This is a genomic window from Paenibacillus sp. SEL3, assembly GCF_054602585.1.
This window is the reverse complement of record NZ_CM137725.1, coordinates 3,637,501-3,656,122: the sequence shown is the minus strand read 5'-3', so window position 1 is coordinate 3,656,122 and position 18,622 is coordinate 3,637,501. Positions and strand designations below refer to the sequence as shown.

The 18,622-nt window shown below is 47.4% G+C and carries 15 protein-coding genes, 2 rRNA genes and 1 riboswitch (1 of these 18 cut by a window edge); of the genes, 4 read left to right on the top strand and 13 right to left on the bottom strand.

The window, feature by feature from the left end:
* The first annotated feature begins 315 nt into the window (after positions 1 to 315).
* Positions 316 to 431: riboswitch (glycine riboswitch) on the top strand.
* Positions 432 to 642: 211 nt separating this feature from the next.
* Both sdaAB and sdaAA read left to right on the top strand, forming a co-directional pair.
* Positions 643 to 1,332: an L-serine ammonia-lyase, iron-sulfur-dependent subunit beta gene (sdaAB, locus tag ACYCS5_RS16885; protein ID WP_069010729.1), complete on the top strand. Its 690-nt coding sequence runs from the start codon at positions 643 to 645 to the stop codon at positions 1,330 to 1,332.
* Complete coding sequence (gene sdaAA / locus ACYCS5_RS16880) at positions 1,322 to 2,221, top strand: L-serine ammonia-lyase, iron-sulfur-dependent, subunit alpha (RefSeq protein ID WP_459759809.1); 900 nt, start codon at positions 1,322 to 1,324, stop codon at positions 2,219 to 2,221. The genes sdaAB and sdaAA overlap by 11 nt, the downstream gene beginning before the upstream one ends.
* Positions 2,222 to 2,381: 160 nt before the next feature.
* Here the strand turns inward: sdaAA and ACYCS5_RS16875 are convergent, their stop codons facing one another.
* The 6 genes from ACYCS5_RS16875 to ACYCS5_RS16850 form a co-directional block, all read right to left on the bottom strand.
* Positions 2,382 to 4,718, bottom strand: a complete 2,337-nt coding sequence (locus ACYCS5_RS16875; RefSeq protein WP_029514661.1) for an Ig-like domain-containing protein — start codon at positions 4,716 to 4,718, stop codon at positions 2,382 to 2,384.
* 216 nt (positions 4,719 to 4,934) lie between these two features.
* Complete coding sequence (locus ACYCS5_RS16870; RefSeq protein ID WP_029514660.1) at positions 4,935 to 6,095, bottom strand: serine hydrolase domain-containing protein; 1,161 nt, start codon at positions 6,093 to 6,095, stop codon at positions 4,935 to 4,937.
* A gap of 164 nt (positions 6,096 to 6,259) precedes the next feature.
* Entirely contained in the window at positions 6,260 to 6,721 is a 462-nt protein-coding gene (locus ACYCS5_RS16865; protein ID WP_029514659.1) for a hypothetical protein, read from the bottom strand.
* Between the two features lie 71 nt (positions 6,722 to 6,792).
* On the bottom strand, positions 6,793 to 7,017 hold the full coding sequence (locus ACYCS5_RS16860) for a non-oxidative hydroxyarylic acid decarboxylases subunit D (protein ID WP_029514658.1): 225 nt from the start codon (positions 7,015 to 7,017) through the stop codon (positions 6,793 to 6,795).
* Positions 7,018 to 7,059: 42 nt separating this feature from the next.
* Complete coding sequence (locus tag ACYCS5_RS16855; protein WP_029514657.1) at positions 7,060 to 8,478, bottom strand: non-oxidative hydroxyarylic acid decarboxylases subunit C; 1,419 nt, start codon at positions 8,476 to 8,478, stop codon at positions 7,060 to 7,062.
* A 28-nt stretch (positions 8,479 to 8,506) separates the two neighbouring features.
* The gene (locus ACYCS5_RS16850) at positions 8,507 to 9,097 is read right to left on the bottom strand and encodes a flavin prenyltransferase UbiX (RefSeq protein ID WP_029514656.1); all 591 of its coding nucleotides are present in this window, start codon (positions 9,095 to 9,097) and stop codon (positions 8,507 to 8,509) included.
* A gap of 160 nt (positions 9,098 to 9,257) precedes the next feature.
* Here ACYCS5_RS16850 and ACYCS5_RS16845 point away from each other — a divergent pair, with 160 nt between their 5' ends.
* Positions 9,258 to 10,163: a LysR family transcriptional regulator gene (locus tag ACYCS5_RS16845; protein WP_029514655.1), complete on the top strand. Its 906-nt coding sequence runs from the start codon at positions 9,258 to 9,260 to the stop codon at positions 10,161 to 10,163.
* Positions 10,164 to 10,235: 72 nt separating this feature from the next.
* Here ACYCS5_RS16845 and ACYCS5_RS16840 read toward each other — a convergent pair whose 3' ends face one another.
* The 5 genes from ACYCS5_RS16840 to ACYCS5_RS16820 all read right to left on the bottom strand — a co-directional run bounded on the left by ACYCS5_RS16840 (position 10,236) and on the right by ACYCS5_RS16820 (position 16,517).
* Complete coding sequence (locus ACYCS5_RS16840) at positions 10,236 to 11,420, bottom strand: response regulator (RefSeq protein WP_029514654.1); 1,185 nt, start codon at positions 11,418 to 11,420, stop codon at positions 10,236 to 10,238.
* Positions 11,401 to 13,197, bottom strand: coding sequence for a cache domain-containing sensor histidine kinase (locus tag ACYCS5_RS16835; protein ID WP_459759808.1), 1,797 nt, complete (start codon positions 13,195 to 13,197; stop codon positions 11,401 to 11,403). The genes ACYCS5_RS16840 and ACYCS5_RS16835 overlap by 20 nt, the downstream gene beginning before the upstream one ends.
* Positions 13,198 to 13,227: 30 nt before the next feature.
* Positions 13,228 to 14,061 carry a carbohydrate ABC transporter permease gene (locus ACYCS5_RS16830; protein WP_459759807.1) on the bottom strand — a complete coding sequence of 278 codons (834 nt, stop codon included), beginning with the start codon at positions 14,059 to 14,061 and terminating at the stop codon, positions 13,228 to 13,230.
* 5 nt (positions 14,062 to 14,066) lie between these two features.
* Positions 14,067 to 14,957: a carbohydrate ABC transporter permease gene (locus ACYCS5_RS16825; protein ID WP_029514651.1), complete on the bottom strand. Its 891-nt coding sequence runs from the start codon at positions 14,955 to 14,957 to the stop codon at positions 14,067 to 14,069.
* Positions 14,958 to 15,185: 228 nt separating this feature from the next.
* Positions 15,186 to 16,517 carry an extracellular solute-binding protein gene (locus ACYCS5_RS16820; RefSeq protein ID WP_459759806.1) on the bottom strand — a complete coding sequence of 444 codons (1,332 nt, stop codon included), beginning with the start codon at positions 16,515 to 16,517 and terminating at the stop codon, positions 15,186 to 15,188.
* 295 nt (positions 16,518 to 16,812) lie between these two features.
* On the opposite strand from ACYCS5_RS16820, the gene ACYCS5_RS16815 reads away from it, so the two are divergent.
* Entirely contained in the window at positions 16,813 to 16,971 is a 159-nt protein-coding gene (locus ACYCS5_RS16815; protein WP_165147892.1) for a hypothetical protein, read from the top strand.
* A gap of 180 nt (positions 16,972 to 17,151) precedes the next feature.
* Here the strand turns inward: ACYCS5_RS16815 and rrf are convergent.
* Both rrf and ACYCS5_RS16805 read right to left on the bottom strand, forming a co-directional pair.
* Positions 17,152 to 17,268, bottom strand: a 5S ribosomal RNA gene (gene rrf, locus ACYCS5_RS16810).
* Between the two features lie 149 nt (positions 17,269 to 17,417).
* Positions 17,418 to 18,622: ribosomal RNA gene (locus ACYCS5_RS16805) — 23S ribosomal RNA — on the bottom strand; it runs 1,723 nt beyond the window's last position.

Below are 18,622 nucleotides of genomic sequence, written 5' to 3'. Positions count from 1 at the left end.
TTCCATAAATGTACTTGTCCTCTATCAGATTAGCCGCCAATCTTCTAATTCCTTCCTGATTTCATCCACAATTATGTAAACTTTAATCTTTTTTATTGGAAATGCACCTGTTTCAGGATTTTGCAAAATTCGATTCCAATCGCTCCAAAGCGCGATATCTAGACGAACTAGGCCATTTCGATCTATATATTGTTCATTGGAAGTCGCTTATTGGTTTTTTGCAAAATCCTCGTTTATGTAAAAATTGAACCCTGTGATTGACACCGAGCACGTCATACATTACGCTAAGAAAGACATGTAGAACGGTATACGCGAATGAAGATGACGGGAGAGTCTGTCCAGGAGGCTTACACTCTGGCGGCACCGAAGGAGCAAGACGCCAGCACCCGGCTGGCGGATAATCTCTCAGGTCCATGTATCGTCATCTGACGCAACTCTGGAGAGAGCGCAAGCCACCCAAGGGGTAAGGCGGTAAGAACACCGCACGAAACTCTCAGGTAACGAGGACAGAGATAAGGGAAACTTCCTTATCCTGTCCTTTTTTGTGCTCACATTGTGCGTCAGCATTAGGAACCGTCATAACCGCGCAAAGACGCGGAAATACCATATAGTATGGTATTAGAACACACAGGGGGCCACACCATGCGTTTCAAAGATGTATTTTCTATTATCGGCCCGGCCATGACCGGACCTTCCAGTTCACACACTGCAGGCGCGGTGCGACTCGCACGCGTTGCCCGGCACTGGCTCGGGGCGCAGCCTGACCGTGCCCGTATGACACTGTACGGCTCCTTTGCCGATACGTATAAAGGACACGGTACGGATCTGGCGCTCATCGCAGGACTGCTTAATTACGATACGGACGATCACCGGATTCCAGATGCCGAGCAATGGGCCGAGCAAGCCGGGATGACCGTGGAATTCGCCGTCAGTGGACTCCCCGCTCCTCATCCGAACACCGTCCGTTTCGAGTTGTGGAAGGGCGAGGATCAGCGCACACTGCTGGGCTCCTCCATCGGCGGCGGCAGCATCCATGTCCAGCAACTCAACGAATTCCGGGTCAATCTGACCGGGGAGCTGCCTACGCTGGTGCTTCTCCACTCGGATAAGCCCGGTACATTGGGCGCAATAACTTCAGCGCTGGGCGCGGCCCACATTAACATTGCCTATATGCACGTAGATCGCAAAGGCCGGGATGGTGAAGCACTCACCGCCATTGAAACGGACAGTTCTGCTCCAGCTGAACTGATTGCGGAACTGCGTTCTTTACCTCATATGTATGAAATTAAGATGATTAATTTGAAAAAAGGAGCTGAATCCGATGCGGTTTAGCCATCTGCATGAGATCAGCGCTTTATGCGCTGAAGAATCCACCACGATTGGCCGCTTGATGATTCAAGAGCAGGTACAAGAAACGAATACAACGGAGGAAGAAATCTTTCGCCAAATGTCTGATTATTATGAAATCATGAAGGAAGCTGTTCATCGCGGTCAGACACAAGACACCGTATCCCGCAGTGGATTGACGGGCGGCGACGGCAAGCGCCTGGCCGAGTATCTGCGGTCAGGGGAGACCTGCTCCGGTGATGCCTCCGCGCTCGCCATGGCTTATGCCCTCTCCGTGTCGGAGGTTAATGCATCTATGGGTCGCATTGTCGCCACTCCTACCGCAGGCTCATGTGGAGTTATCCCTGGTGTGTTCATCAGTGCGCAGGAACGGTTCGGCTGGGATGATGAGCATATGGTGAACGGCCTATTCGCCGCTGGAGCCATTGGCTACGTGATCGCCAACAACTCCTTCATTTCTGGCGCGGAGGGAGGCTGTCAGGCTGAGATTGGCTCAGCTATCGGGATGGCCGCTGGCGCTATGGTCGAGCTGCGCGGTGGTACGCCTGAACAAGCTGTTCACGCCGTGGGCCTCGCTCTTAAGAACACGCTCGGCCTGATTTGCGACCCCGTCGCCGGACTCGTGGAGATTCCGTGCATCGTGCGCAACGGGCTGGGAGCCGTGACTGCGCTTGCCGCAGCGGACATGGCTTTGGCGGGTGTGCGCAGCGCTATTCCGTCTGACGAAGTCATTGACGTGATGCTTGAAGTCGGCAGCGCGATGCCGTCGAAGCACCGCGAGACCGCCAAAGGCGGCTTGGCTCAGACGCCGACTGGCAAGCGTTTGACCGAATCACTTACACGCAACCCATCAATCAAGAAGAATAAGTCGTAATTTCTAAGCTTTAAACCAATTACTTTTCCTCTATAAAACAAGGCGACTACCTCTCCCCTACATTGTCCTAGGGAAAGAGAATTCGCCCTTATAAAGAAAAGAGCAAGCATATCGTCGCTGGACGTATGCTTGCTCTTTTTCTTTTTAGTCGGGTTACAGATTACTGAACGGTTACCTGTATCTTCGTCATTTTACCTGCATATTTCACAGTAATTACTGCTTTGCCCTTGCCCTGTGCCTTAATGTTACCGTCTTTGACGGTCGCCACAATAATTCTGGACGAGGACCAGACAGCCGGTTTGGAAACATCCTTCTCCGACTCATCCTTATACGTGGCTGTAGCCGTAACCTTAGCCAGCTGTCCTGCCTTCAAATTCAAGGCGACTTCGTCTGTTTGCAAATATTTAAGCGTATCAACATCTACAGGTACGCTGATGATCTTCCCGCCGAACTTCGCCTGAATGTTAGCTTTACCGTAGCTGACCGCGGTAACCTGACCCTTTTTAACAGTGGCTACCTTATAATTGGACGTTTTCCATTCAGCTTGGGTTGTAACATCCTTTTCTTTACCATCGCTCGATTTAACCACAATCGCGATGGTTTTTTGATCTCCAGATTTGAGCGATAGCGCGATTGCATCCGCTTCAATCTTTTGCGCTACGTCCACTTCTACCGTAAACGTAATGTTTTGCTTGCCATATGAAGCAGTCACAGTTGCCTTACCACTACCATTCGCTTTGATCAAACCTTCGCTAACTTCAACCACTTTTACATTGCTAGTTGTCCAGGTGGCATCCTTGGTTACATCTGTTTTTGTACCACCACTCTTAACTCCTGTTACTTTCAGCTGCTTCGTTTCCTGAGCACCAAGCGCAATTACACGCGAGTCTGTTTCCAGACGGTCTACAAGGCCCACTTGTACGTTAATTGTTAGTTTTTTGCCATTATAGGTCGCTGTAATAACCGCTTTACCAGCAGATTTACCCGTAATCGTTCCTTTGGACACAGAGGCAATATCTTCCGCGCTTGAAGCCCATTCTGCATCCTGTGTTACATCTTCCTTACGCCCATCCGCATAAGTAGCCGTCAAAGTTGCAGTATAGTCCTCATTAATATCAATTGTTGCCGTTTTGGAGGACAGAGACAGATCCCCGGGTACATTTACGGATACCGTAGCTGTAGCTGTTTTGCCGCCATAAGAAGCGGTGATGGTAGCCTCACCTGTTTTATAACCTGTGACTTCCCCCGCGCTGACAAAAGCGATATCTTCATTGCTGGACTTCCACTCTGCCTTACTTGTGATATCTTCTTCCGTACCTGTTACGTACGTTGCGGTCAGCTTGAGCTTTTTGGATTCCTTGGCATTCAAGCTCAGCTTGTCCTCGCTCAAATCCAGAAATCTAGAGGTTTCGACATCTGTCTTGATCGAAACGGTCTTATCTCCATACTTAGCGGTCACCGTTGCCGAACCCGCACCGATGGCCATAATCGTTCCTTTATTCACCGTTGCAATTTTTTCATCGCTTGATGCCCAAGTAGCTTTATCCGTGATATCCGTTACTGTTCCATCCGGGTAAACAGCAGAAACCTGTATTTTTTTAGATTCATCCAAACGGAGAAAAATATTGGATTCGCTGGCTTTCAGCTTATTCGTTTGATCGACATCCACCGAAATCGTAGCGGACATCGTGCCATATTTACCTGTAATTGTCGCCTTTCCCGCGCTATAGCCGGTAATGGTGCCTTTCAGTACATCCGCCACAGCTGCATTGCTGGAGCTCCACTCAGCGGACTCTGTCACGTCCTGTACCGATCCATCCGGGAACGTCGCTGAAAGTTTAACCTTCTCAGTATCCTTCAGCAAAAGAGAAACCTCTGATGAACTGACATCAAGACGTTTAACTTGCTCTACCTGTACAGCAATGGTTACGGTCTGCTGACCATATACGGCCTTAATATTGGCTGTACCTGCTCCCTGAGCGGTAACCAAACCGTTAACTACAGTTGCAATCTTTTGATTATCCGAGGTCCAAGTAGCATCACCCGAAACCTGAGCTGTTGTATTATCACTGTATGTCGCTGTCAAATCAACCTGTCCTGTACCGCTTGAACGCAAGTTCAGGCTTTGTACACTAGATGTCAGCGCCTTAACCTTTTTCGTTACATGTACCTGAACCGATTGTACCTTATCTTTATAGGTCGCAACCACGGTGGCTTCCCCTTCAGCCTTGGCCGAAACTGTACCATTATACACAGTAGCAATAGCTGTGTTATCACTTTTCCAATCCGTGCTTACGGTTACATTTGAGGTTGTCCCATCACTAAAAACAGCCGTAGCCGTCAATGCAGCTGTATCCCCCTGTTGCAAAGTTACCTCGTTAGACGAAAGGACAATCTTGGAAAGCACTGCTTCTGCTGCAGATGCAAACCCTGCATATGATGTAAAACTTGAAATCAGGATGACCAACGCCAGAAAACCGGACCATCTATTCTTCAAAATCTAATTCCCTCCCATTTCAAAACTTAAATTAAGGATTTCGCAAAATCCTTATACCTACGTTTTATGTCGTCATATGGAAAAGAATAGTTTAGGCTTCAAGGGAAATTTGGTCCTTATTAACTAGATCATTTCTGATAAAGATTTAGACATTACAATTTGTGTATCTTCAGGGCCATAGTGAAGAGTTTTCACAACAGATCCACAATCCCGCATTTATAAACAGCTATAAGCTGCCGCGCGAACTCTCAAATGATGGTACTCTTCCATATTGGGATCGAGCTGATGCATATATACGACGGAGAATTGTTCGCTCGGATCTATAGAAACCCAGGTGCCTGCCATTCCCGTCCAGCCAAATTCTCCAATCGAGCTGTTTGCATGCCCAACCGCTTTATCCATTAACGTGCGCACACCAAGTCCATAGCCATAACCTGTATGGTATGAATTGGTGAAATCCGATAGTTGAGCTGTATTCAGATGATTGGTGCGCATTAAATCAATGGTTTTTCTCCCCAATAAGTTCACACCGTTTACCGTGCCGCCATTTGACATCATTTGTGCAAATGTGAGGTAATCTTTGACTGTCGAATATAAACCTGCGCCTCCGCCTTCATATATAGCATCTGGCTGATGATATTCATCCAGGAAACCCTCCATTTTTTCAAGTTTTCCGGCGTCTTTCCGTTGATACATGGAGGCCATCCGCGATTCAATATCTCCACGATAACGGTAACCTGTATTGTTCATTCCAAGTGGATCAAAGATTTCATCCTTTAAAAATTGTCCTACTGATTTACCTGAAATCACTTCAATAAGACCTGCAACAAAATCATGTCCATATCCGTATAACCAGCGTGTTCCGGGCTCAAACGCAAGTGGAACTTCAGAAAGCGCTTCAATTTCTGTGCGTAGGTCATATTTCCCCTGCTTTTCCTTTAATCCTGCAATGGCCTTCTGCATAGCTTTTCCTGTTTCTGAAGAATCGGAAGCGTAAGGAAGACCCATACTCATATTGAATATATGCTTAATTAAAATGGGATTCTCTGCCTTATCCACGTAGGTGTATCCGTTAGGAGCGGTTTTGAATACATGCGCATTACGATATTCGGGAAAATATTCATACAAGGGTTCATTCAACAAAAATTGCCCACGTTCGTACAGCATAAGTGCAGCCGCACAGACAACAACCTTTGTCATGGAAAACAAGCGATACACTGTATCCTCAGTGATTGGCTTTCCGGCTTCCAGATCAGCATATCCATGATACCCTTCATACAACACTTCACCATTCTGGGCAATGGCACAACCGCAACCTGCCGGCCCATTTACTATAAATTGTTGCAATAGCTGATCTACCTTGTCAAAACGAGACATATTCATCCCTCCTATTTTTCCTTCAAAAGAAACAAGCTTCCCCTCGCGCTCTAATTCTTGTTCCAACAAGTTCAGCGTGATTTCTTGTAAGCGCTTATTCCCTCGCATTTATTTTAACGGTAAACTTGGTAAATACATAGATTATTTATCATAATCAGATGGCTTTACATTAACAGCTCAGCCACCGTTTCCTTCCAGCGATGAATCACCGATTCCGGTTCCTTGAGACGAACCGTGACACCTGTCAAAATATCCGCATATTGGGCCGAATCCTCTCTGGCTGCAAAAACATGAGCCGCAAATCGCTCACGTACATGCTTGGCTCCGGGCAAAGCAGGCAGATGTTCCAGTGACAACCGCACATAATGCGCCTTCCCCCCGGTAAACACCGCAAGCGTCGCCTTCCCAGTGCGGATCATGTTGCCCGTCGTGGTTGTACCCGGCCATAGGGCCAGACGCAAATTCCCCTCGTCCAGCGCTACAACTTCGCCCACACTAATCATCGCTATGTGCGGCCACTGATCTTCCGTGACCGTCAGCAGCATCATGGCTTCATGCTGCTTGTTCTCCAATGCCTTGCCGTCCAGTAGCGTGAACAGTTCCTTACCGATCCTTGGTGTCTGCATGAAGTATAATCCCCTTTACTTTTGGCCTATAACTTCAAAGTACCATAATTTACGGCTACTTACGAACGACCCTATAACCGCTCTGGAATAGGAGGAACATGAGCAGCATTCGGAATATCTTTGGGGTTTACCTTGAACGCCGATTTATACTTTGCTGGATCCGTAATGCTATCCGGTTCTGAGGTTCGCCATGTGAACAGGCATACAGGGCACAACAAAACCTCCCAGGCATCTTTAACCGGCGAATGGGAAACAACTTCTGAACGATTGGACTCACAACGGGGACAAATATGCATCTGTCAGCACTCCTTTAATCTTTCTTTGTTTTTTAAAAATATTTAGCGAAGCATTTGGCTCAACTTTTTCTCCCATTCCGCTACACCCAGCGGGGAATCGAGCGGCTGCGAGTAATGGCCTCTAATATCCGGTGCTACAGGTGTCGTCGCATCCAGTATCATTTTGTGCGTCATACCTGCCGGATCAGAGCCGGGGTCAAGCGGTAAAATAGACAAGCCAGGAACAATGACAGCATCATGCTTTGGATGAAGCTTGGTGGATAAAGCCCACATGACTTGCGGCAGATTGAACGGATCGACCCCCTCGTCCACCACAATCACCAGCTTGCAATACCCCAATCCATGCGGAGTCGTTAACGCACGCATTCCCACAGCCTTCGCAAAGCCGCCATACCGGGTTTTCGTGGAAATAATAGCAACCAGCCCATGCGTATACATAGCATTAACGGCTACGATTTCATTAGGAAAAGCATCCTTAAGCTGCTGAAACAACGGTACACTTGTATTCACACCGATCATATAATCCGTTTCCGTCCAAGGCATCCCGATGTACAGATGCTCAAAGATAGGCTGTTTGCGGTGATATACACGATTAATCTGGATGACTGGCATCGCGCGACCGCCGGAATAGTGACCTGTGAATTCACCGAATGGACCTTCATACTCACGTTCACCTGCCAACACTTCGCCCTCCAAAATGACCTCGGCTCCCCAAGGCAGATCCAGATCTGCGTCCTTCGCTTTGACCACACGATAAGGCTCACCCTGAATGGCCCCAGCCATCTCATATTCGGATTGATCGTACAGCAGCGGTGTAGAAGCAGCCGTTGTAATCACAGGCTCACATCCGAGGGCAATAGCCACCTTCAGATTTTCGCCGCGTTCCTCAGCCTGACGGATATGGATCGCAATATCATGCTGTGGTACAGGCTGGATGCCCAAACGGTTCTTGCCTTTCACCTGCATCCGGTACAAGCCGACATTTTGCTTACCGTAGGTGTCCGGGTCATCCAGATCGCGTGAAACTAAAATCGCTTTGTCCAGATAAAATCCTCCGTCCCCCTGGTTCAAACGAAACAACGGCAAAATATCAAACAAATTAATATCCTCTGTAATCTCGACTTCATGAAAAGGAGCGGTTTCTTCCCGCTTCACGGGCACCGGAAATTGTTCATAGCGTCTGGCGAATTCAAAAAACTGCTCCTTCAGCGGCGTATTTTTTGGCATTCCCATCATAAGGGCATGATTGGGCCAGGAGCCCATCACATTCATTGCAATACGAGCATCCGTATATCCATAGATATTATTGAAAAAGAGAGCAGGTGTCTTATCTCCAAGATTGCTTAATGCTTTGTTAGCTGCCGCCAGGTCTGGCTCCGGCTTTACCTCGTCGCTGATCGTGAGTAGTTGTCCCTCCTTTTCCAAGGTGTTTAGAAAATCGCGAAAGTCTTTATAAGCCATCATTCATTCTCCTTCGTCTTTCGATTTCTCAATTCTGGTGCAGTCTGGAGTCAGTTTGCTTCATTCCATCCCATCGTTTGGCTGCGGTTGTGACGATACCGAACTGATCTAATACGCGAAAAACAATATGATCTACCAATTCCTCGATACTTGCAGGATGATTATAAAAGGCAGGCATCGGCGGCAGGATCATCACGCCCATACGTGACAGCTCCAGCATATTTTCCAGATGGATACTGCTTAATGGTGTTTCCCTGGTCATGAGCAGTAGCTTCTTTCGCTCCTTCAGCATCACATCCGCTGATCGGGTGAGCAGGTTGTCCGCCATACCGATACGAATAGAGGCAAGAGTCTTCATGCTGCAAGGAGCGACGACCATACCGTCTACCCGAAAGGAGCCGCTGGAAATACGCGCAGCCTGATCCTTATACGAGTAGACTGCATCCGCCATTGCCTCCACTTCCTTCACCGTATAGCCTGTCTCATAGGGAATGTTCGCGATAGCCCACGGGGATAGTACCAGATGGCTTTGAACTCCAGCCTCTCGTAATTGTTGCAATATACGGATACCAAAGATCGACCCTGTCGCTCCCGATATTCCTACAATCATTTTTTTCATATGTCCCCTCCTTCCACTCCATCGTTTTATGTTCACCCATGCATTACTGTCAAAAATTATACGCCTGTTCCCTGCACACGAAAAATATATATAATATATGTAATACATACTTTAAAAGTATCCTAATTGAAGCGTTGTTTAGAAATAAGGAGGAATCCCAATGGATATGAAGCATCTGCATTACTTTTGTGTCATCGTGGAGGATGGGCAAATCACCAAGGCTGCCAGAACGCTCAACATGGCCCAGCCTCCACTGAGTCAACAACTCAAAAATATGGAGGACGAGCTTGGCGTAAAGCTGATTTACCGTGAAGGAAAGAAGTGGGAAGTTACCGAGGCCGGGTATACACTGTATACACGCGCCAAACGATTATTGGCTGAAATGGAGGACACCTGTAGAGAAATTGGGGAGTTTGAAAACAAAGTAACCGGCACACTTGCTATAGGCACGTCATCCGCCTGTATGTCTCTGATTACTGAACAACTCAGCCGCTTTCATCAGGATTATCCAGAGGTATACATTAAAATAGGACACGGAGACACACATCATCTGGAAGAGCTGCTGCACCAAAATAAAGTGGATCTGGCCCTGTTGCTGCTTCCGGTAGATGACAAATCGTACCATTCAATTGAGTTGGAGGGCGTTTCCTTTGTTGCCGTACTTCCGTCTGAATGGGCAGATCGTCATCCCAGTGGGGAAATTACGTTACAAGAAGCTGCCAACTATGACCTCTTGCTGGGACGCCGAACAGAGGGACACGGACTATACGAAACCGTCATACGCAAATTTCAGGAACACCATCTTGTTCCGCGCGTCGTATTGGACTGTCCTGAAATATCGACCATTCTCTCGCTCGTTTCCACAGGCATGGGAATTACCATCATTCCAGACGCTGGCTTGGGACAAGAATACGGGGACAGATTTCGCACACTCTCCATTAAGGAGCCGTTCCCCTTCACACGGCCTGCCGTCGTATGGCGCAAGGATCGTTATTTATCCAATGCAGCTCGCAAATTGGTTGAACTGCTACAAGCTGAAAACACAAAAAAGACTGTTCCCGAGTAGATGCTCTACCGCTCTACTCCTGAAACAGTCTGATGCTGGATAAACTTCCTTCATTCGGTCGTTGATATCGCCTTACTTGACTCCCTGATGTCGATACTCGGTTGGAGTCATTCCACATTTGCGCCGGAATACCTGTGTAAAATGCCGCATATCCTGATAGCCGATCCGCTCTGAAATATCAGCCAGCCGCAAATGAGGATCACTGAGCAACCGCTTCGCCTCCTCCATACGCAAGGAAATGACGTAATCCTTATAGCCTTGTCCCGTCTTTTGCTTAAATAACTGGCTAAAATACACCGGATTTAAAAATACAATTGAGGCCACTTTTTCAAGTGACAGCTCCTCTGTAAAGTGAGCCCGAATGTATTGCAACGCCACATCTACCGTATGCATGCCTTTGCGGAGACATTCTCCTGTATCCGTTGCTGCGGCTGCAATCTCCTCTGGCGTACGTCTTAGCCGCGCCACCTCTTCAGGTATGGAAGCAAAATTGTGATGAACACCCGAACGTGTAATTTGTAGGGGCACCTTCACATAACGCTTCAAATGGGATTCGAGCAACGTCTCTAGCCGTGCGGCCTCTGCCTCACTCCTTAGCCTTGCAATGCCCAGCAGACTATGGCGGTCTAGACTAACGACAAAGCCGCTGCCCCCTGCCTCAACGAGTTCGGACAGTACATTTTCAATCATAAAATGCTCCAGATGTGTCTGCTTGTGATCAGGTTCCATGCGAACCATGAAGAGATGGAATTCCGGATAATTTTCGACAAAAGGCTGTATATCCAGCTTACCAGTATCCAATCCAAGGGCATAGCGCTGGAAAACGGCCTCACGCAAATAAACCATATTGGATTTGAGAAGCCTACCCTCGTTCGCCTGCTGCGAGGCTACAAGCGCCTCGGCTGCCAACATTTCAATGCATTCCAGCAGCTTTCTTTTACCAATCGGCTTTAACAGGTAGTCTTTGGCACCCAGCTTTACTGCTCTTTGTGCATAATGGAAGTCGGAATGGGCCGAAATGACAACCCACTGCAGATGAGGATGCTTTCGCTTAGAAATACGCATGAATTCCAGACCATCCATGCCAGGCATCAGGATATCAGTTAATACAATATCTACAGGATGCTCCGCCAGAATGCCTGCTGCTTCCTCGGTGGAAGCAGCGAGATGAATGCCGCAGGTGGGTAGAGCTTGGCCAATGGTACGCCGAATCCCCTGCCGTATCATACTTTCATCGTCAGCTATCAGAATATTCATGTTTCTCCTCCTTCTGTGGCAGAGGCACACTTACAGTGGCTGTTGTTCCGGCCCCAGGTGCGCTAGAGATCCGTAGGCCGTACTCTTCTCCGAACATGTGCCGTAGCCGTAAATTTAGGTTTTGCAGGCCGATGCCTCCCGCCTGCCCGCTGCCCGCCTGTTTGCCGGGTTCTGCCAAAGAGACCTGGACCACCTCCCATCGTTCGTACTCCATCCCTGCACCGTTGTCGATGATGTGCAGGCTCAATACACCCTCATATTCCTCCGCTCTGACGAGCAGCTTGCCACCTGTATTCGCATGAAGAGGCTCCAGTCCGTGCTTCACCGCATTTTCAATCAAGGGCTGTAAGGTCATTTTTGGCAAGCGGATATCCATCCATCGTTCATTAATGCTAATGTCTACAGATACCCTGCCCTCCAGCCGAGCTTGAATAATGGTGAGATAGTGGCCAACCTGCTCCACTTCTTCACGAAGGCTTACATCAGCCCCCTCTTCCCAATGGCTACTGTAACGGAACATATGGGATAAGGACAGGATCACCTCTCCGAGCTGATCCTGTCCCTCTTCGTCCAGCATCCAATAGATCATATCCAGCGTATTATACAGAAAATGTGGATTGACCTGCGTCTGTAGCGCGTGTAGCTCCGCATTTTTTTCACTGACCGATGATATACGCACCAGCTCGATTAGCTCTGCAATTCGTCTTACCATATGGTTAAAGGAAGTAGCTAACTGATTGATTTCTTCATAGGATTTGGTGTTTACCGTATGGCGGAAATTCCCTGTCTCTACTCGCTTCATCTCCCGAATGACTCGCTTGAGCGGAAGGGAAATGCTTCTGGAGACGATGGACGCAATTAACGCCGACACAATAATAAGTATAGGTACCACGATAAATAGGTACCTTTGATTTTGCACCAGCTCCACGTTCAGATCCTCACTAGGTGTCACACTAATCACAGACCAATCGGCAAACGGCAACTTGGAAGCGATTACAACATTCTCATTACTTCGATTTACAATAACTTCCCCCTCTGGCACCTGCTGCTCTAGATTTCGCAAATCCGGTGGCGGATCAGGGGAAGTGGCCGACACAATTCGATTTTCATGACCCAGCAGATATACCTGACTATTGGTACCTAACCGCAAATTGTGGAGAGCCGACAAAACAGAACCCGGCTCAGCCTCAAACAGGACAATACCAATCGGCTTGTGCTCATCCAAATCATAGAGCTGCCGTCCAAACGCAAACACGGGTCTGGTTTCCACCTGATCAATGACAGAGTGAGGATACACGCCCAGCCATGCAATTTTTCCCGCCGACTTTCGAATTTCCTTATACCATTCCGTCTGTTCGTAATGAGTATCAATGACATTCATATAATTGCCATAGTTATATACCTTGCCTGTGTCTGTGATGACATGGATGCCAATCAGATCTTCACGCGAATAATAGATAGCCCCCAGAATATTCGTAATCGTACGTTCGTTGATGTAATTGACAGCAGGTAAATCACTATTATCCGTCGTCAACAGACGAACCAAATCCATATTGTTGCTGATTGATTTGGAGAGACTATTATAGCTGCCGAGCAACAATTCGAACAGTCCTGCCGTCTGGGATACATTTTTACGCGCCAGCTCGCTGACCTTATCATGGAACTGCACCGTAGTACGATTGTAAAATAATAGACTGACCGCCAGCACAATGCCCGACATGCTTAATAGGAACAGAACAAACAAGCGGTATTGAATGGATTGAAAACGGCGCATCATACCTCCCTGCGCTCCTTTCGCATCGGCCGCCTATCCTTTAACCGCTCCCGCAACCATGCCCTTGGTGATATTTTCGGACAGAACAAAATAAATAATAATGACCGGTAAGGCACCCATGACTAGAAAAGCACCAATATTACCGTAGTTCACAGAATACTGGCTGACGAACGTATATACGCCGAAAGGGAGAGTTTTGAGCTTCTCGGACGAGATAAAGGTGGCAGCCATAATGTATTCATTCCAGATATTAATGAAAGTTAAAATACATACCGTCATGGTAGGCGGAATCGAGATGGGTAAGATTACACTGCGGAAAATACGATAAATGCTCGCTCCGTCAATGTAAGCGGACTCTTCAATTTCGTGGGGAATGGACCGCATAAAGCCGGATAGGATGAAGACCGCAATCGGTGTCTGAAAAGCAATGTAGGGTAAAATCAGTGAGAAATACGTATTCAGAATATGGACATTTTTAAACATCACCATCAGCGGCAGCAGTGTAGCTTGCATCGGGATCATCATCCCGATTAGAAACATGGTCAGCACAACAGCCCCGAAGCGCCAACGAAAACGTGTAATCGCATAAGCAGTCATCGAGCTTAATAAAATGACGAAAATCATCGTAACCCCGGTTACCAGCACACTGTTTCCTAAATAACGCAAGTAGCTCCCTGATTCATAGGCTTCCTGATAGTTCTGCCACTGAGGCACTTGAGGGAGTGCAAAGAAGCTTGAGCTCAATATCTCTTCATTTGTCTTCAACGAATAGGTCAGAAGCCAAAAGAGTGGATACAGCTGCGTGACAATCAAGATTGCCAATAAGGAAAAGACTCCCGTTTTCTTCAAGACATTCAACAGTTCCATCTCCTTTAGCTTACCTTATTTTCGATTCGTTTGAAAACAAAATTTATCACAATTGTAAATGACAAGCAAATCACTACGAGAATTGAAGCCAATGCACTGCCATATCCGTATTTCATCGATAAAAAGGACATATTGTACATATACGTAGATACTGTATCCGTCGCATGGGCTGGTCCTCCACCCGTCATCACCCAAATCAAATCAAACGATTGCAGGGAGCCGATAAATGCTAATACAATTGATATCTTGAAAATAGGTACAATGAGCGGCAGCGTAATATAGCGGTCTGCTTTGAATCCTTCAGCTCCATCAATTTTGGCTGCTTCGTACAGCTCATTCGGTATATTTTGTACCCCGGTAAACTGGATAAGCAAATGATAGCCAAAATACTGCCATAACGATACAAAATAGAGGGCGTACATCGCGATCTGCGGTTCCGTCAGCCATGAGCGTGTCCAGCTTTCCAGCCCAATCGCCAGCAAAATACCGTTCAGCATTCCACCCATCGAGGCTGGATTATAGATCGTCTTCCACAGCTGCCCGATAATGACCACCGACAGAATAACCGGCAGAAAATACATCGTTACCAGCGTATTGGCCTTACGCACATAGCGATTAAGCAAGATCGCCAGCAGCAGACAAAACGGAATTTCCAGCATGGAAAACACAGCGAACATCATAGTCCGTTTCACGGATGGCCAGAACACTGAATCTGATGTGAAAATCCGCTCAAAATTAGCCAGCCCCACAAACTTTGCCTTGGCGATTCCGTTCCAATCCAGCAATCCGCAATATACCGACACCAAAATTGGAACAAATACCATACAGGTATACAACAACAGGCAGGGTAGCACGAAAACGGCAATGGTACGTGCTGGCACCTTCAGTACATTCATGCTCTAATCTCCTTTATGTTGATTCTGAACATCTTCTGAGGATGTACAACCTACATGATTTCCGATCAGGGAAGAAGCATTCCGCCCCCTCCCTAGTGCCTGCTACTTCGGGATTTTGCAAAATTCCATTCCAGTCATTCCAAAGTGCAATATCTAGATGAACTAGGCCATTTCGATCTATATACTGTTCATCGGAAGTCGCTTACTGGATTTTTGTAAAATCCTCACTTATTTATTCGCTTCAAAAGTGTTTTGATGTTCCTTGGCAACTTGTGCGGAGTCTTCTTTTTGTACGAACAGGTTTTGAATGCTACTCAGATGCGCCTGCGCAATAGCCGGATTCATCGTATTATCAAAAGCGAGATCGCCCCCTTTTACATTCTTGAACAGCTCATTAAGACTAATCGCTAACTCGGAGTAGCCCGCTTCCTTCAGATCACCTTTCATTTTCTGACCGCTGCCAATCGCATTTTTCAGATCAAACTGAATTTTGGGCATCTCCTTAACAAAATAATGCAGAAAATCCTTCGTCTCCTGTAAATGTTCACTGTTCGCAGATACCGCAAATGCGCTGCCCGGCGCAATTACATACTCATTCACATCACCCTTGCCATTCACCGTAGGGAATTGAAACGCTCCTACCTTACCCGCTACCGAAGAAGCATCAATTGACCCCGTTTCCCATGTACCCATGATATACATCGCGGCTTTTCCTGTTTTAAAAATATTACCACCTGCATTGTAGTCAATAGACGTAGCTCCATCCGGGAAAGCTCCTGCCTGCACCAATTCCTGAAATGCATCCACCGCTTCCACAAAAGCCGGGTCGTTAAACGTCTTCTTACCGTCCAATACATCATTGAGAAAATTCGGTCCTTCATTCGTACGCAACAAAATGTTCATAAAAAGGAGGGACCCCGTCCATGAATCCTTTTCCCCAATGGCAATCGGAGTAATTCCCTTCGCCTTCAGCGTTTTGACCGTCGTAATCAGCTCGTCAAAGGTGGTCGGCAACTTCTGGATTCCCGCCTGCTTGAACAGTTCCTTATTGTAAAACACCACTTCTATATTGTTGCCGTCCGGAAAAGCGTAGAGCTTATCATCGAAGCTATAGTAATTAAGAAGTCCATTCTGGAACGTATCTTTTAACCCCTCTTTATCAGCCACATCGTTTAATGGAGCTAGCAGCCCGGCATCTACGAATGGCTTCATCTGTGCAGCAGGGTTTACAATCGTGATATCAGGCACTTCCTTCGCCGCTGCCTGTGTTTTCAGCTTAAGCTTTTGTTGATCTGTATTTAGCGAATCCAATTCAATTTTGACATGAGGATGATCCTGCTCGTATTGACCTACAATTTGCTTAATCATTTTGTACGAAGGGGTGCTCGGATCAGGATTGATGTTCTGAAAGGTAATCGTAACATCTTTCGTTGCGGTGCCTTTGCTCGGTTCTCCTGAATTTCCCTGACTTGCGCTTTGTCCGTTATTACAAGCTGCCAGCGTCAATGCCAAGGCGCTCGCCATCATAATAGCAAACGCTTTCATTTTTGTTCTGCTCATGGTCTTTTTCCTCCTCTTGTTGAAGCATTGCGCAATTTGCCCTCCTTATTGGTGGACACTCAATGCCCGCTTGTTCTTTTCATTATGTTCCATAGAAAAGACGTGAACAATGCGTGAACTTAAGGAGAAGGGTTTGTTTTTTCAAGCCCTCATTTGCGTGCTTCAAAATTCATTCATATCATAACTTGCAATTTATCTAGAACACAGGCATAATATGAATAAGATCGTTTTTTTGATAATGATTATCATTATTAAATGATAAATACACATAGACTTTAAAGGAGGAAGGACCGCAGTGAAAGAAACTTTCAGTAAAACCTCCCTGCATATTGATGATTATTTGGACCTTCTCAATCTTGCCGTACAAGTCGGAGATACCAAGTGGCAAAAAGAAATTACCCGTAAACTTCAAGCCTTGAGTGTCCTTCAGACAGAACAGGTTGAAATAGATTAACTCCCCCAGTTAATACTGTCCTCAGTTAAAAATGCTGACTAGGCACCACTATATAAAGGACAACCAAGATACCGTAAAACTTTTGACCGAATCCATGATGATGATCTTTCAGGTGAATGATAAATAAATCGGTTATAGGAAAAAGAGCACAGCCTTAACGGGCTGTGCTCTTTTTATCGTGCTTGGCGACGTCCTACTCTCCCAGGACCCTGCGATCCAAGTACCATCGGCGCTGGAGGGCTTAACGGTCGTGTTCGGGATGGGTACGTGTGGAACCCCTCCGCTATCGCCACCAAACATGAATTTGCTATGCAAATTCTACCGTATTGAAACTCGATTCATCACAGCTGTGTGAATGAATTTCAATGCGTATTTCGTATGTATTTCTACATACCTTCAAGGTTACACCTTGAAAACTGGATCCGAAACTTATTTGCGTTTTATCTTAGGATAAGCCCTCGACCGATTAGTATTGGTCAGCTCCATGCATTACTGCACTTCCACCCCCAACCTATCTACCTCGTCGTCTTCAAGGGGTCTTACTAATTGGGAAATCTCATCTTGAGGGGGGCTTCACGCTTAGATGCTTTCAGCGCTTATCCCTTCCGTACATAGCTACCCAGCGGTGCTCCTGGCGGAACAACTGGTACACCAGCGGTACGTCCATCCCGGTCCTCTCGTACTAAGGACAGCTCCTCTCAAATTTCCTACGCCCACGACAGATAGGGACCGAACTGTCTCACGACGTTCTGAACCCAGCTCGCGTACCGCTTTAATGGGCGAACAGCCCAACCCTTGGGACCTACTTCAGCCCCAGGATGCGATGAGCCGACATCGAGGTGCCAAACCTCCCCGTCGATGTGGACTCTTGGGGGAGATAAGCCTGTTATCCCCAGGGTAGCTTTTATCCGTTGAGCGATGGCCCTTCCATGCGGTACCACCGGATCACTAAGCCCGACTTTCGTCCCTGCTCGACTTGTAGGTCTCGCAGTCAAGCTCCCTTCTGCCTTTGCACTCTTCGAATGATTTCCAACCATTCTGAGGGAACCTTGGGGCGCCTCCGTTACTCTTTAGGAGGCGACCGCCCCAGTCAAACTGCCCACCTGACACTGTCCTCGCACCGGTTCACGGTACCAAGTTAGAACCTAGATACGATCAGGGTGGTATCCCAAGGATGCCTCCCCTCAAGCTGGCGCTCAAGGCTCAACGGCTCCCACCTATCCTGTACAGATCGTACCCAAATTCAATATCAAGCTGCAGTAAAGCTCCATGGGGTCTTTCCGTCTTGTCGCGGGTAACCTGCATCTTCACAGGTATTAAAATTTCACCGGATCTCTCGTTGAGACAGCGCCCAAGTCGTTACGCCATTCGTGCGGGTCAGAATTTACCTGACAAGGAATTTCGCTACCTTAGGACCGTTATAGTTACGGCCGCCGTTTACTGGGGCTTCGGTTCATAGCTTCGCCCCGAAGGGCTTACCACTCCCCTTAACCTTCCAGCACCGGGCAGGCGTCAGCCCGTATACTTCGCCTTGCGGCTTCGCACAGACCTGTGTTTTTGCTAAACAGTCGCTTGGGCCTTTTCACTGCGGCCCCCTCGGGCTATTCACCCTACCGAGGCACCCCTTCTCCCGAAGTTACGGGGTCATTTT

Excerpts from the sequence above, each read along its gene's own strand:
- sdaAB (WP_069010729.1), top strand. The coding sequence starts at position 643 with ATGCGTTTCAAAGATGTATTTTCTATTATCGGCCCGGCCATGACCGGA.
- sdaAA (WP_459759809.1), top strand. The coding sequence starts at position 1,322 with ATGCGGTTTAGCCATCTGCATGAGATCAGCGCTTTATGCGCTGAAGAA.
- ACYCS5_RS16870 (WP_029514660.1), bottom strand. The coding sequence starts at position 6,095 with ATGTCTCGTTTTGACAAGGTAGATCAGCTATTGCAACAATTTATAGTA.
- ACYCS5_RS16865 (WP_029514659.1), bottom strand. The coding sequence starts at position 6,721 with ATGCAGACACCAAGGATCGGTAAGGAACTGTTCACGCTACTGGACGGC.
- ACYCS5_RS16860 (WP_029514658.1), bottom strand. The coding sequence starts at position 7,017 with ATGCATATTTGTCCCCGTTGTGAGTCCAATCGTTCAGAAGTTGTTTCC.
- ACYCS5_RS16855 (WP_029514657.1), bottom strand. The coding sequence starts at position 8,478 with ATGGCTTATAAAGACTTTCGCGATTTTCTAAACACCTTGGAAAAGGAG.
- ACYCS5_RS16850 (WP_029514656.1), bottom strand. The coding sequence starts at position 9,097 with ATGAAAAAAATGATTGTAGGAATATCGGGAGCGACAGGGTCGATCTTT.
- ACYCS5_RS16845 (WP_029514655.1), top strand. The coding sequence starts at position 9,258 with ATGGATATGAAGCATCTGCATTACTTTTGTGTCATCGTGGAGGATGGG.
- ACYCS5_RS16840 (WP_029514654.1), bottom strand. The coding sequence starts at position 11,420 with ATGAATATTCTGATAGCTGACGATGAAAGTATGATACGGCAGGGGATT.
- ACYCS5_RS16835 (WP_459759808.1), bottom strand. The coding sequence starts at position 13,197 with ATGATGCGCCGTTTTCAATCCATTCAATACCGCTTGTTTGTTCTGTTC.
- ACYCS5_RS16830 (WP_459759807.1), bottom strand. The coding sequence starts at position 14,061 with ATGGAACTGTTGAATGTCTTGAAGAAAACGGGAGTCTTTTCCTTATTG.
- ACYCS5_RS16825 (WP_029514651.1), bottom strand. The coding sequence starts at position 14,957 with ATGAATGTACTGAAGGTGCCAGCACGTACCATTGCCGTTTTCGTGCTA.
- ACYCS5_RS16820 (WP_459759806.1), bottom strand. The coding sequence starts at position 16,517 with ATGAGCAGAACAAAAATGAAAGCGTTTGCTATTATGATGGCGAGCGCC.